Annotated in this window: 11 protein-coding genes and 2 tRNA genes; 9 read left to right on the top strand and 4 right to left on the bottom strand. The window is 71.1% G+C overall.

Annotated features, from left to right (window positions below):
- Nucleotides 1–94 precede the first annotated feature (94 nt).
- The 3 genes from ASE25_RS02325 to ASE25_RS02335 all read left to right on the top strand — a co-directional run bounded on the left by ASE25_RS02325 (nucleotide 95) and on the right by ASE25_RS02335 (nucleotide 1304).
- A tRNA-Glu gene (locus tag ASE25_RS02325) sits at nucleotides 95–167 on the top strand.
- Between the two features lie 32 nt (nucleotides 168–199).
- Nucleotides 200–273, top strand: a tRNA-Asp gene (locus tag ASE25_RS02330).
- Between the two features lie 74 nt (nucleotides 274–347).
- Nucleotides 348–1304 carry a D-2-hydroxyacid dehydrogenase family protein gene (locus tag ASE25_RS02335; protein ID WP_200958948.1) on the top strand — a complete coding sequence of 319 codons (957 nt, stop codon included), beginning with the start codon at nucleotides 348–350 and terminating at the stop codon, nucleotides 1302–1304.
- Nucleotides 1305–1423: 119 nt separating this feature from the next.
- Here the strand turns inward: ASE25_RS02335 and ASE25_RS02340 are convergent, their stop codons facing one another.
- The gene (locus ASE25_RS02340) at nucleotides 1424–2614 is read right to left on the bottom strand and encodes a CdaR family transcriptional regulator (RefSeq protein ID WP_056771772.1); all 1191 of its coding nucleotides are present in this window, start codon (nucleotides 2612–2614) and stop codon (nucleotides 1424–1426) included.
- Between the two features lie 99 nt (nucleotides 2615–2713).
- Here ASE25_RS02340 and ASE25_RS02345 point away from each other — a divergent pair, with 99 nt between their 5' ends.
- Genes ASE25_RS02345 through ASE25_RS02355 form a run of 3 tightly spaced genes read left to right on the top strand, consistent with a single transcriptional unit; the run spans nucleotide 2714 to nucleotide 5784 of the window.
- Complete coding sequence (locus tag ASE25_RS02345; RefSeq protein WP_056822441.1) at nucleotides 2714–3784, top strand: ferredoxin reductase; 1071 nt, start codon at nucleotides 2714–2716, stop codon at nucleotides 3782–3784.
- A gap of 13 nt (nucleotides 3785–3797) precedes the next feature.
- On the top strand, nucleotides 3798–5084 hold the full coding sequence (locus ASE25_RS02350) for an acyl-CoA desaturase (protein ID WP_056771777.1): 1287 nt from the start codon (nucleotides 3798–3800) through the stop codon (nucleotides 5082–5084).
- A complete protein-coding gene (locus tag ASE25_RS02355) occupies nucleotides 5074–5784 on the top strand; it encodes an HAD family phosphatase (RefSeq protein WP_235508505.1) in 711 nt (236 codons plus the stop codon). Before ASE25_RS02350 ends, ASE25_RS02355 begins: the two co-directional genes overlap by 11 nt.
- 170 nt (nucleotides 5785–5954) lie before the next feature.
- Here ASE25_RS02355 and ASE25_RS02360 read toward each other — a convergent pair whose 3' ends face one another.
- Entirely contained in the window at nucleotides 5955–7391 is a 1437-nt protein-coding gene (locus ASE25_RS02360) for a GuaB1 family IMP dehydrogenase-related protein (RefSeq protein ID WP_056822444.1), read from the bottom strand.
- Between the two features lie 199 nt (nucleotides 7392–7590).
- On the opposite strand from ASE25_RS02360, the gene ASE25_RS02365 reads away from it, so the two are divergent.
- The gene (locus ASE25_RS02365; RefSeq protein WP_056822447.1) at nucleotides 7591–9729 is read left to right on the top strand and encodes an MMPL family transporter; all 2139 of its coding nucleotides are present in this window, start codon (nucleotides 7591–7593) and stop codon (nucleotides 9727–9729) included.
- A gap of 100 nt (nucleotides 9730–9829) precedes the next feature.
- Here the strand turns inward: ASE25_RS02365 and ASE25_RS02370 are convergent, their stop codons facing one another.
- The gene (locus ASE25_RS02370; RefSeq protein WP_056771788.1) at nucleotides 9830–10411 is read right to left on the bottom strand and encodes a dihydrofolate reductase family protein; all 582 of its coding nucleotides are present in this window, start codon (nucleotides 10409–10411) and stop codon (nucleotides 9830–9832) included.
- Nucleotides 10412–10601: 190 nt separating this feature from the next.
- On the opposite strand from ASE25_RS02370, the gene ASE25_RS02375 reads away from it, so the two are divergent.
- Both ASE25_RS02375 and ASE25_RS02380 read left to right on the top strand, forming a co-directional pair.
- Complete coding sequence (locus tag ASE25_RS02375) at nucleotides 10602–11624, top strand: M12 family metallopeptidase (protein WP_056822449.1); 1023 nt, start codon at nucleotides 10602–10604, stop codon at nucleotides 11622–11624.
- A 159-nt stretch (nucleotides 11625–11783) separates the two neighbouring features.
- Nucleotides 11784–12305 (top strand): hypothetical protein, encoded by a 522-nt coding sequence (locus ASE25_RS02380; RefSeq protein ID WP_043647959.1) that lies wholly within the window; start codon nucleotides 11784–11786, stop codon nucleotides 12303–12305.
- Between the two features lie 53 nt (nucleotides 12306–12358).
- Here ASE25_RS02380 and ASE25_RS02385 read toward each other — a convergent pair whose 3' ends face one another.
- Nucleotides 12359–12925 carry a YceI family protein gene (locus tag ASE25_RS02385; RefSeq protein ID WP_056771795.1) on the bottom strand — a complete coding sequence of 189 codons (567 nt, stop codon included), beginning with the start codon at nucleotides 12923–12925 and terminating at the stop codon, nucleotides 12359–12361.
- Between the last annotated feature and the right edge of the window lie 202 nt (nucleotides 12926–13127).

The following is a 13127-nucleotide window of genomic DNA, read 5'->3' on the forward strand; positions in this document are numbered from 1 at the left end:
GATCCGGCCGCCCCCGGACGGGGGTTCGGAGCCGATTTGGACGGTGCCAGAATCTCCCATATAGTTTCGACGTCCCAACGGATAGGTCGGGCAGGTCCCCATCGTCTAGCGGCCTAGGACTCCGCCCTTTCACGGCGGCAGCACGGGTTCGAATCCCGTTGGGGATACGCAGTACAGTTCGACACGCACCACCCAGTAAGGCCCCGTAGCGCAGTTGGTTAGCGCGCCGCCCTGTCACGGCGGAGGTCGCCGGTTCGAGCCCGGTCGGGGTCGCAAGACACCAGAAGCGCCGCTCTCATCAGAGAGCGGCGCTTCTCGCATGTCCGGCGCCTCGTACGCTGGTGACCGTGCGGATCGCGGTGCTCGACGACTACCAGGGCGTCGCCCTGTCCAGCGCCGACTGGTCGCCGGTCACGGACCACCCGAGCTCTCCGTGCACCGTCGACGTCTTCCGCGACCACGTCAGCGAGGTCGGCGCCCTCGTCGAGCGACTGACCGGCTACGACGCCGTCGTCGTCATGCGCGAGCGCACCGCGCTCCCGGCCGCCGTGCTCGCCTCGCTGCCACGCCTGCGGCTCGTCGTGACGACCGGCCGTCGCAACCCGAGCATCGACGTCGCCGCGGCCACCGCCGCCGGCATCACCGTCTGCGGCACCGAGAGCCTCGCCACCGCCCCTGCCGAGCTGACGTGGGCCCTCGTCCTCGGGCTGGCACGACAGCTCGTCCCCGAGGCCACCGCCGTGCGCGAGGGCGGCTGGCAGACGACGGTCGGCCGCGACCTCGCGGGGCACACGCTCGGTCTGCTCGGGCTCGGCCGCATCGGCACGCAGGTCGCCTCCGTGGGCCGCGCCTTCGGGATGGACGTCGTCGCCTGGAGCCGGAGCCTCACGGCTGAGCGCGCCGAGCAGGCGGGAGTCCGGGCGGCCTCCCTCGACGCCGTGCTCTCCGGGTCCGACGTGGTCTCGATCCACCTCGTCCTCGCCGAGGGCACCCGCGGCCTCGTCGGCGAGCGCGAGCTGGCGCTCCTGCGCCCGGACGCACTGCTCGTCAACACCTCCCGTGGCCCGATCGTCGACGAGCGAGCCCTGCTCGCGGCCCTCCGGCGCGGTCACCTCGGGGGCGTCGGCCTCGACGTCTTCGACGAGGAGCCTCTCCCCGTCGGCCACCCGCTGCGCACCGCACCGCGCACGCTCCTGACGCCCCACCTCGGCTACGTGACGCGTGACGTCTACGCGACGTTCTGGGCCGGCGTCGTCGAGGACGTGACGGCATACCTCGACGGCTCCCCGATCCGCACGCTCTGACCGCTCGTCGGGTGCGAGGTCGCGCGGCGGCTGCGCCCCGACGACCCGAGCCGCGCGATCGCGCGCACGACCGGCCCGAGGGCGTATGCCGTCCGGCCGGCCCGAGCGTGCCCGTGACCTCAGCGGTGGCCGGCGCGCAGCACGAGCTCGAGCTCGAAGCGGACCTCGGGGTCGTCGAGCGCCTCGCCGAAGAGCTCCTTGAGCTGCGCCACGCGGTAGCCGACGGTCTGCTGGTGGACGAAGAGCTCGGCCGCGATCGGGGCACGCTGACCCTGGTGGCGCAGCCAGGACAGGAGCGTCTCGGTGAGGCGCTCGCGCACGGCCGGTCGCAGGCCGTCCAAGGGCGCGAGGCGGGTGCGGGCGAGATCGTCCGTGGCGAGCGGCTCGGCGAGGACGACGAGCTCGGCGAGGTGGTCCTCGACCCACACGGGGGCTCCGTCGGCGTCCGGCCGGTCCGGTCCGGGCGCGACGCCGTGGGCACCCGCCGCCGTCGCGAGGTGCAGCGACTCACCCGCCTGCTGCCAGGGGCGCGCCGGCCCGACGATGGCGCGCCGGCCCCGAAGCGCGCGCTCGAGGTCGCGACGACGCGCCTTGCGGCTGAGGAACGGGAAGACGATGAGGACGTCCGTGCCTCGCTCGGTGACGAGGCCGTCGGGACCGAGCGCACCGCGCAGCCCGTCGACGTGCGGGAAGGGCACGAGGGCGACGACGACGACCTCCGGGAGGGTCCAGCCGACGGCCGCCGCGAGACGTGCCACGCCCCCGTCGCTCGAGTCGCCGCGCAGGATCATCTCGAGCAGCTCGCCGCGCAGCCGCAGCTGCTCACCGGCGCGCTCGGACTGCTCCTGGGCGTAGCCCTGCGCGCTGGCCGCGGACAGCTCGTCGATGTAGGCGAAGAGGGACTCGCCGAGCGAGAGGAGAACGTCGGGCGGCAGCTGCGACACGTCGACGGTGCGCGAGATCGCGCGGAAGGTGACCCGCGCGCCGTAGCGGTAGGCCGCGAGGAGGGACTCGAGGCTCCGCCCGGAGCGCACCTCCCCGCGACCGAGGTTCTCGTAGACCCACTTGCCGTCCTCGGACAGCGCCTGCAGGCGGGTCCCCGGCAGGTCGAGGAAGCGGTTGAGGGCGACCGTGACACCGCGCCGGACGCCCTGCCCGAAACGGCCCTCCATCGGCATCGCGTAGACCGGGACGTCGCGCGGGATGCCCTCGATGATCGCCTCGACGATGTCGGTCACGACGGGACGCAGCACGGTCGTCACTTCGGCGGGGAGAGACAACCACGGCGGGTCGGACGTGGCGTACGCCACTTCGGCCTCCTGCCTTTTGTCGTCACGCAACAGTTTCCTACCCCAAAGAGTACGCGTCACCCCAAGATCCGGAAGCCGCTCGGCGAGGACCATAGGAGGATGACCCAGATCAGAGCTCTCCGGCGTGTGGCGTCGATCCTGACGACCCCGCTCGCGCCCGAGGACATCATCAATCTGGTCAACCCGCTGGCCTCGGCCCGACAGCTGCGCGGAGTCGTCACGAAGGTGGTCCGCGAGACCCCCGACTCGACGACGATCCACTTCCGTCCCGGCCGCGGCTGGAACCCCCACGCCGCCGGCCAGTGGGCCCGCATCGGCGTCGAGATCGACGGCGTGCGCCAGTGGCGCAGCTACTCCCTGTCGGCCGCCGTCGGCCACGACCCCGCCATCACCGTCACCGCGATCGGCTTCGTCTCGACGGCCCTGGCCCGCAGCACCAAGGTCGGCGACATCCTCTTCCTCGACACCCCGCAGGGCGACTTCGTGCTCCCCGAGCACCCCCGCCCGCTCCTCATGCTGACGGCCGGCAGCGGTCTGACGCCCGTCATGTCGATGATCCGCACGCTCGTGCCCCGCCGGCCCGACGCCGACGTCGTCCTCGTCCACTCGGCGCGCACCCGCGACGACGCGCTCTTCCACGACGAGCTGCTCGAGCTCGCCGACCAGTTCCCCGGCCTCACGGTCCGCCACTGGTTCACGCGCGAGGAGGGCGGGCGCCGCCTCGACCTGTCGGACGTCACCGACCTCGAGACGCTCTGTCCCGACTGGCGCGAGCGGGCGGCATACGCCTGCGGACCCACGGACTTCCTCGACGCGGCCACCGAGCTGTGGGAGCGCGACGGCGACGACGCGACGCACGCGGGCCTCACGATCGAGCGCTTCGCGCCCGTCCTGCTCGAGGGCTCCGGCGGCGAGGGCGGGCTGCTGACGTTCGAGAAGTCCGACAAGGAAGTGGAGGCGGCCGGCGACGTCCCCCTCCTCGAAGCCGGCGAGGACTGCGGCGTCGTCATGCCGAGCGGATGCCGCATGGGCATCTGCCGCAGCTGCCTCGTCCCGCTCGTCGCAGGCAAGGTCCGCGACCTGCGCACGGGCGAGGTCCACGGTGACGAGGGCGAGCTCATCCAGACCTGTGTCAACGCGGCCGCCGGACCCGTCCACCTGGACATCTGAGAAGGGAACCACCATGACAGCCACCACGAACCGACCGACGACGACGCCCCTCGAGGCCGCCGCCACCGGCGTCGCCGAGGGCACCGCCCCGACGACCCGGAACCGGAAGCCGGTCCTCGCGGCGTCCGGCGGACCCGCCAAGCGGCCGAGCGCCGCCGCGCATCTCAGCGACGCCGACGTCGAGCAGCTCGGCAAGGAGCTCGACGCCCTGCGCGACCGCGTCATCGCGACGCGTGGTGCTGCCGACGCCGCCTACATCCGCCGCGTCATCCGCGTCCAGCGCACCCTCGAGGTCGCCGGCCGCGCCACGCTGCTCTTCTCGAAGAAGCGCACGGCGTTCGTCGCCGGCACCGCGATGCTCAGCGTCGCGAAGATCCTCGAGAACATGGAGATCGGCCACAACGTCCTGCACGGCCAGTGGGACTGGATGCGCGACCCCGACATCCACTCCACGACGTGGGAGTGGGACTTCGTCACCCCGGCGGCCGCCTGGAAGCACACGCACAACGACCTGCACCACACGTGGACCAACGTGCTGGGCAAGGACAAGGACGTCGGCTACTCGATCCTGCGCATGGACGAGGACCAGCCGTGGCACCCCGGCAACCTGGGCAACCCGCTCTACAACATGATCCTCGCGCCGTTCTTCGAGTGGGGCATCGCCATCTACGACCTCGAGCTCGAAGCGGTCAAGGACGGCGAGAAGTCCAAGGACGACCTCAAGAAGGACCTCAAGGCCATGGGCCGCAAGGTCGTTCGCCAGTTCACGAAGGACTACGCCGCGACCCCGCTCGCCGCCGTCCCCTTCGGCTCGGGCAAGCAGGCGCTCATCGGCACCTTCACGGCCAACGCCATCCGCAACGTCTGGGCGCACTCGGTCATCTTCTGCGGCCACTTCCCCGACGGCGTCGACACGTTCACCGAGGAGGAGATCGAGGGCGAGACCCGCGGCGACTGGTACATCCGCCAGATGCTCGGCTCGGCCAACATCTCGGGCAGCAAGCTCATGCACCTCATGACCGGCAACCTCAGCCACCAGATCGAGCACCACTGCTTCCCCGACCTGCCGAGCAACCGCTACCACGAGGTCGCGGTCGAGGTGCGTGAGATCTGCGAGCGCTACGGCCTGCCGTACACGACCGGCCCGCTGCCCAAGCAGGTCTACCAGGCGTGGGCCAAGGTCTTCCGCCTCGCCCTGCCGAACCGGCCGCGACCGCTGCCGAAGAACGCCGCCCGCGCCGTCAACGCCCCGGTCCCGCCGCGGCGTCCCGCCCTGCCGATGGTGGCCCGTGTCGGCTGAGGCTGCCGTGTCGTCGGCACGACCGGTGCCGACGGCCGCCTTCTTCGACCTCGACCGCACCCTGATCAGAGGTTCTGCCAACTACCCGCTCGCGATCGCCGCCTTCCGCGGCGGTCACGTGCCGTGGAAGGACCTCGTCAAGGACACCCTCAACGCGATCTCCTTCCACCGCAAGGGATCCACCGATGAGGGCTCGGAGGCCCTGCGCGAGCGCATCCTCCGTGCGGTGGCCGGCATCCCGCAGTCCGACATCATCCACCTGACCGACGCGATCACGCCGGGCATCGTGCGCAAGGCGATCCCGGCCTCGATGGGCCTGCTCGCCGAGGCGCGCGCCACCGGCCACGACCGCATCGTCGTGTCGGCATCCCCCATCGAGCTCGTCAGCCGCATCGCGGCCGCGCTAGGGCTCGAGGGCGCCGTCGCCACGCGCAGCGAGCTCGACGAGGAGGGCCGCTACACCGGGCACCTCACCGGCGAGTTCTGCTACGGCGCAGGCAAGGTCATCGAGATCGAGAAGCTGGCCGCCGAGCGCGGCTACGACCTCGCGCGGTGCGTCGCCTACAGCGACTCGGTCAGCGACCTGCCGATGATGGAGCGCGTCGGCGAGGCCGTCGCGGTCAACCCCGATCGTGAGCTGCGCGAGCTCGCGCGCGAGCGTGGCTGGCGCATCGTCGAGGTCGGCCGCAAGCGCCACTGATCGTGTATGCCGTCGCCTCCCGAGCGGTGACCGCGTGAAGGTCCGCGCTTCGGTGGGGCGATCACCACACTGGACGGCGGATCATGCGGCAGGTCTCGCGCCGATCGTCCGCCGCCGTCGGCCGCCGTCGGGCGCCGTCGGCTGCCTTCGGCCGCCGTCGGGCGCCGGCGTCACCAGGAGGTGTGGAGCGGGCGCCCCTCGGCGAAGCCGGCCGTGCTCTGGAGCCCGACGACGGCCCGCTCGTGGAACTCCTCGAGCGTGCGCGCACCGGCATACGTGCAGCTGCTGCGCAGCCCGGCGACGATCTCGTCGATGACGTCCTCGACGGAGGGGCGCGCGGGGTCGATGTACATCCGCGCCGTGCTGATGCCCTCCTCGAAAAGGGACTTGCGGGCGCGGTCGTAGTCCGTGTCGGTCGCGGTGCGGTTGCGCACGGCCCGGCTGCTCGCCATGCCGAACGACTCCTTGTACTGGCGCCCGTCGTTGTCGGTGTAGAGGTCCCCGGGCGACTCGAGCGTGCCTGCGAACCACGAACCGATCATGACGTTGGACGCGCCTGCCGCGAGCGCGAGGGCGACGTCGCGCGGGTGCCGCACTCCACCGTCAGCCCAGACGTGCTTGCCGAGCTCCCTTGCGGCCGCGGCGCATTCGAGCACGGCCGAGAACTGTGGCCGACCGACCGCGGTCATCATCCGGGTCGTGCACATCGCCCCCGGGCCCACCCCGACCTTGACGACGTCGGCACCCGCCTCGATCAGCTCACGTGTGCCGGCACCAGACACGACGTTGCCGGCGACGACCGGCACCTGCGGGTCGAGCGCGCGCACCGCACGCAACGCGTCGATCATCTTGTCCTGGTGCCCGTGGGCGGTGTCGATGACGAGGACGTCGGCGCCGGTGTCGAGCACCTCGGCGGCCTTGGCCGCGACGTCACCGTTGATGCCGACCGCGGCGGCCACGCGCAGGCGCTGCCTGTCGTCGACGGCCGGCTGGTAGAGACCGGCTCGGATCGCACCACCCCGGGTCAGGATGCCGACGAGCTCGCCGTGCTCGGAGACGACGGGGGCGACCTTGCGCCGCGCAGCCGAGAGCCGCTCGAAGGCCTCCTGCGGGTCGATGGAGTCGGGCAGCACGACCATGTCCTCGTGCATGACGTCGTGCACCTGCGTGTAGCGGTCGACGCCGGTCAGGTCCTTCTCGGTGACGATGCCCACGGGCTTCGGACCGTCGACGACGACTGCGGCACCGTGGGCCCGCTTGCCGATGAGGACGAGTGCCTCGCCGGCGGTCATGTGCCGCTCGAGGGTGATCGCCGTGTCGTGGACGAGGTGGCGCTGCTTGACCCAGCCGACGACGTCGCGGACCACCTCGACGGGGATGTCCTGCGGGATGACGGCGATGCCGCCACGTCGGGCGACGGTCTCGGCCATGCGCCGCCCGGCGATGGCGGTCATGTTGGCGACGACGAGCGGGATCGTCGTGCCCGAGCCGTCTACCGACGACAGGTCGACGTCGAGGCGGCTCGTGACCGACGAGCGGCTGGGCACCATGAAGACGTCGTCGTAGGTGAGGTCGAGCTGGGGCTGGAGACCGTTGAGGAACTGCACGGGAACCCATGGTAGGCGGTTCCGGGGGCGAGCAGCGGTCGGCACCCGGCCCTGACGGGGCCCCGGGGTCAGGGTCCTCCCCCACCTGACCCTGAAGTGGACCCCCAACCAGGCCCAACCCCTGTTCGCGCGGCTGTCGGCGGCCCTAGCGTTGATGGCGCCGCGACTGCGCGGCAGACTCCGGTAGGGGGCAAATGCCATGAATGACAACAGGATCGGCGATGTCGGGCGGCTTGCGCGAATCCCGTCCTCCCGGGTGACGAAGTGGCTCGTCGTGGGCTTCTGGATCGTCGTGGTCGGCTTCCTCGCCGGCCCGTCGTCGAAGCTGCAGTCGGTCCTCAACAACGAGGCCGCGTCCTGGCTTCCCGCGGACGCCCAGTCGACCCAGGTCGTCGACCAGATCTCGGCATTCCAGAGCACCAACGAGTTCCCCGCCGTCATCGTCTACGAGCGGCCGAGCGGCGTCACGCCGGCCGACCTCGCTGCCGTGACCGCGCAGGTCGTGCGCTTCAACGCCCTCGAGCCGGTCAAGCGCGACTCGGTCGGCCCGATCCCGTCCGCCGACGGCCAGGCGCTCCAGGTCATCGTCCCGGTCGACGCCGGGGAAGCCGGCTGGGACTCCCTCAGCACCACGGCGACGCAGATGCGCGACATCGCCGCCAACGGGCCCGCCGGTCTCTCGATGCACGTCACCGGGCCGGTCGGCTACGGCGCGGACTCGTCGGAGGCGTTCTCCGGCATCGACGGCAAGCTGCTCTACAGCGCGATGGCCGTCGTGATCCTCATCCTGCTCATCACCTACCGAAGCCCGATCCTCTGGCTCCTTCCCGTCGTCTCGGCGGGCACCGCCCTGTTCGTCGCGCAGGGCGTCATCTACTTCCTCGCCGATGGCGACACCCTCACGGTCAACGCACAGAGCTCCGGCATCCTCACGGTCATCGTCTTCGGCGCCGGTACCGACTACGCGCTGCTCCTCGTGGCGCGCTACCGCGAGGAGCTGCGCCGTCACGCCGACCGGCACGAGGCCATGGCGGTTGCCCTGCACCGCGCCGGCCCGGCGATCCTCGCCTCGGGTGCCACGGTCGTCGCCGGCATGCTCTGCCTCCTCTTCGCGTCGATGAGCTCGACGAAGGGACTGGGCCCCGTCGCCGCGATCGGCATCGCCGTCGCCCTGCTCGTCATGCTGACGCTGCTGCCAGCCCTGCTCGTCGTCCTGGGCCGGTGGGTCTTCTGGCCCGTCCGCCCGACCCTGGGCTCCGTCGACGGCACCCGCGACGGGGTCTGGGCCCGCGTCGGCGCCCGGATCGCCCGGGCACCGCGACGCACCTGGGTGGTGACGTCGCTCCTGCTCGCGATCGCGTCGCTCGGGGTGCTCCAGCTCAACGCGGTCGGGCTGCAGAACAAGGACTCCTACTACACGACGCCGCCGTCGGTGATCGGCGAGCAGATCGTCGCGAAGCACTTCCCCGCCGGCGGGGGGTCCCCGGTCCTCGTCCTCGCGAACGAGGCCGCGGCCGCCCAGGTGCGGTCGTCGCTCGAGGCGGTCGACGGCGTCGACACGGTCACCGACCCGGTGACTCGGGACGGCCGCTCGCTCATCCAGGCCACCCTCACCTCGGCCCCGGACTCCGACGCGGCGACCGCGGCGCTCGACCGGATCAGGACGGCCATCGCGGCCGTGCCGGGTGCGAACGCCATCGCGGGAGGTGACACGGCGACCCGCGTCGACACGCTCCGGGCCAGCTCCGACGACAACGAGCGGATCATCCCCGTCATCCTCGGCGTCGTCCTGCTCATCCTCGTGCTCCTGCTACGCGCCCTCACCGCACCACTCGTCCTCATCGGGACGGTCCTGCTCTCCTTCGGAGCGGCAATCGGCCTGTCCGCGTTGGTCTTCCGGCACGTGCTGGGGTTCGCCGGCGCCGACTCCTCGTTCCCGCTCTTCGTCTTCGTCTTCCTCGTCGCCCTCGGCATCGACTACAACATCTTCCTCATGACCCGAGTCCACGAGGAGGCGAAGAAGGTCGGGACGTGGCGCGGGTCGCTCGTGGGGCTCGCTGCGACGGGCGGGGTCATCACGTCGGCGGGGCTCGTGCTGGCCGGCACCTTCGCGGTGCTCGCGACGATGCCGATCGTCGCGTTCGCCGAGATCGGCTTCGCCGTGGCACTCGGCGTCCTGCTCGACACGCTGATCGTCCGCTCGGTCCTCGTCACCGCCCTCAACCTCGACATCGGGGCACGGATGTGGTGGCCGAGCCGGCTCGCCCGCACCGATGCCGCGACCACCGCAGCAGCCGAGCGTCCCGAGCCCGCCGCCGAACCGGCTCTTCAGGGTTGAGAGGTCGTCGCCAGCTGGATGTCGGCTGGCGCGTCGGGCACGGGGCAGCGAGGCGCAGGCGCAGCCGGAGGCCCGATCCGGTGTCACCCGCTCGGATCGGTCAACGGCGCACCCGGTAGCGCAGGTGCAGCACCCGGTCGCCCTGGATCACCACGTCGGGATCCTCCAGCAGGTGCTGGGCGTGGACCGAGCCGAAGTAGCGCTTGCCGGACCCGAGCACGACGGGTACGACGTCCATGCGCACCTCGTCGACGAGGCCCGCGGCGAGCATCTGGCCCCCGACGTCACCAGCGGCGACCTCGACGATGCGGTCACCCGCAAGCTCCTGCGCCTGGGCCATGGCTGCCTCGACGCCGTCGACGAAGTGAAACGGCGCCTCGGGGTCCCAGCCGTCGGGCGGCGGCCGGTGCGTCACGACGACCACGTGGTCGATGCCGCTCGGAGGCTTCCCGTCCCAGCCGTCCGTCAGGTCGAATACGTGGCGGCCGACGAGTGTCACCCCGATCTGGTCCCAGTACGGCCGGATGTAGTCGTAGGACGTCTGCGACACCTGCAGCTCGCCACTCTCGTCCAACGGGACGTCACCGTCGGACAACCAGTCGAACAGCGGTCCGGGCTGGTCGTCCTCGTCCGCGACGAAGCCGTCCGCCGACACCGAGCCGTACATGACCACCGTGCCCACGGCGCTCTCCTCTGCTCTGGGGTGCCCCAAATCATCCATCGTGGGCTGTCGCTCGTGCAGGAGTCAACCGGCCCGCAGCGGCCCACGAGAGCAACCACACGGCATACGCCCGTTCTGCTGTGCGCGAGCGCGCGCGGGAGGACCATGGACGGTGGACGCGACTGCGCCCCGGACCGATTGGGGGAACGCCATGACGGATGCACCGCACGTGTGCTTCGACCGGATCCTTCCCAAGGACCTGATGCGCCCTCACCGGCGCGAGCGTGGCCCGGACGGCGCGGACCGCGCGATCTCACCCATCGGCAAGGCGTGGATGAACGGCACGACGCTCACCGTCCGCTTCCTCGAGGGCACGCCCGCGCAGCAGACCAAGGCCCGTGAGCAGGCCGCGTGGTGGCAGGCCGCCTGCAACATCTCCTTCGACTTCGGCAACCACCCGAACGCCGATCTTCGCGTCTCCTTCGACCCGACCGACGGCGCGTGGTCCTACGTCGGCACCGACAACAAGGGCATCCCGAGCAACGAGGCGACGATGAACCTCGGCTTCCTCGACGGTGGCACCGCGGGGCACGAGTTCGGCCACGCCATCGGGCTCGCCCACGAGCACTCGAACCCGGAGGGTGGCATCCAGTGGAACGAGCCGGTCGTCATCGCGGCCCTCGCGGGCCCCCCGAACCGCTGGGACGAGGCGAAGGTGCGCCACAACGTCTTCATGAAGTACGCCGTCGACCAGATCAAGGGGACGCAGTTCGACCCCGACTCGATCATGCTCTACGCGTTCCCGGCGACGTGGACCCTCAACGGCGTCGCGACGCACGCCAACGACGACCTGTCGTCGCTCGACAAGGCGTTCGTCGCGGGAGCAGCCATGTACCCCAAGGGTGCTCCCGTCGTCACCGACGCTGCGACCCTGACGGTCGACGGCCCGAAGGTCGAGGGCTCGATCGGCGCCGCGGGCGAGGAAGACCTCTACGCCTTCGACGTCGCGAGCGACGGGCTCTACGAGGTGACGACCCGCGGCTCGACCGACGTCTACGTCTCGCTCTTCGGACCGAACAGCGACACCGACCTCGTCGGCGAGGACGACGACAGCGGCTACGGCGTCAACGCGCGCGTGCGCGCCGGGCTGACCCCGGGCCGCTACGTCGCCCAGGTGCGCCACTACCGGCCGAGCGGGACCGGCGCCTACTCGATCCGGGTCCGCCGGCGCTGAGCCGGTTCGCGCCACGGAGCCCGACGGCCCCTTCGGGCCACGCCACGCCCTCCACCGAGGACGTATGCCGTCTGCACGCCACCCGGCGGCATACGTCCTCGCGCTCTGCCTCCGGCGTAAGGCGTTGACGATCGCTCGTAATGGAGTAATCCTGATTACATGATTACGAACGAAGCACTGGAGCGGGTGCGCGGCTGGTTCGTCGGCCGCCTGCCCGAGGAGTGGCGCAGCACGCCGCCCGAGATCACTGTCGACCGCGAGGAGATCACCGTCGTCCTCACCGTCACCGACGTCGACCTGCCCGACGGGTCGAGCGACGCCGAGCGTGACGAGGCCCGCGCCGGGCGCGCCAAGGCGTTCCGCGAGGACACCCGTGGTCGCCGCATCGAGATCGCCCGCGAGGCCGAGCACCGCTTCGAGCGCAAGGTGTCGTGGGCCGTCCGCGTCGGCGACCGCACGGAGCTGTTCACGCACGTCGCCGCGCCGGCGATGACCCGGCTGCGTCAGCCGGAGCGACTCGTCCTCGACACGCTCGTCGATGCCGGCGTCGCCAGGTCCCGCGCCGAGGCGCTGGCCTGGTGCGTCAAGCTCGTCGGGCAGCACGAGAGCGACTGGCTCGGCGAGCTGCGCGAGGCGATGTCGCACGTCGCCGACGTGCGCACGAAGGGTCCGGGGGCCTGATCAGCCCAGCTGGTCAGCCCAGCTGACCAGCAGGCCTGGTCAGCCCCTGCTGATCAGGCCTGCTGGTCGGTGCCGCGCTTGACGGCGGAGATCTCGAACTCGAGCGAGATCTTCTCGGAGACGAGGACGCCGCCGGCGTCGAGCGGCATGTTCCACTCGAGGCCGAAGTCGCGACGGTTGATCCGGCGCGAGCCCTCGAAGCCGGCCCGCAGGGCACCCATGGCGTCGGTCTGCACGCCGATGAGCTCGATCGGGATCGTGACGGGCTTGGTGACGTCGCGGATCGTCAGGTTGCCGGAGACCATGTAGGCGTTCTCCTCGACCTCCTCGATCTGCGTGCTCTCGAAGCGGATGTCGGGCCACTTCTCGACGTCGAAGAAGTCGGCGCTGCGCAGGTGGTCGTCACGCTGCTGGTTGCGGGTGTCGACGCTCGAGGCCTTGAGGACGACCTCGGCGTAGGACTTGGCCATGTCGTCGAGGTCGGCGTAGAGGCGGCCGGTCACGTCGTTGAAGGAGCCGCGCACCGTCGTCACCATGGCGTGCCGGGCCGAGAAGCCGATACGGGTGTGGGCCGGGTCGAAGTCCCAGTCCCCGCTCAACGCGGATCCGTGGTCGGTCATGGTCTCTCCCCTGCAGGTCGATGGATGAGTCGCGGCATCCTCTCACGACCCAGGGTGCTTGAATCTTTCACTATCGCCTCGTTCGTTGGCAAGTGCGGAGCACGGAGTCCCGGCCCTGAGCCCCCGCCGGCCGTCCTTCCCATACCCCCCGACGATCCCGCACACGCACGCGATGCGCCAGCCGCGGGCGGTTTGCCTGATG

Origin of the sequence: Terrabacter sp. Root85 (assembly GCF_001429185.1) — a bacterium.
Lineage (GTDB): Bacteria > Actinomycetota > Actinomycetes > Actinomycetales > Dermatophilaceae > Terrabacter.

What these genes read in the sequence shown, in the direction of transcription:
- ASE25_RS02345 (WP_056822441.1), top strand. Translation starts at nt 2,714, where the DNA reads ATGACCCAGATCAGAGCTCTCCGGCGTGTGGCGTCGATCCTGACGACC.
- ASE25_RS02350 (WP_056771777.1), top strand. Translation starts at nt 3,798, where the DNA reads ATGACAGCCACCACGAACCGACCGACGACGACGCCCCTCGAGGCCGCC.
- ASE25_RS02365 (WP_056822447.1), top strand. Translation starts at nt 7,591, where the DNA reads ATGAATGACAACAGGATCGGCGATGTCGGGCGGCTTGCGCGAATCCCG.
- ASE25_RS02375 (WP_056822449.1), top strand. Translation starts at nt 10,602, where the DNA reads ATGACGGATGCACCGCACGTGTGCTTCGACCGGATCCTTCCCAAGGAC.
- ASE25_RS02380 (WP_043647959.1), top strand. Translation starts at nt 11,784, where the DNA reads ATGATTACGAACGAAGCACTGGAGCGGGTGCGCGGCTGGTTCGTCGGC.
- ASE25_RS02385 (WP_056771795.1), bottom strand. Translation starts at nt 12,925, where the DNA reads ATGACCGACCACGGATCCGCGTTGAGCGGGGACTGGGACTTCGACCCG.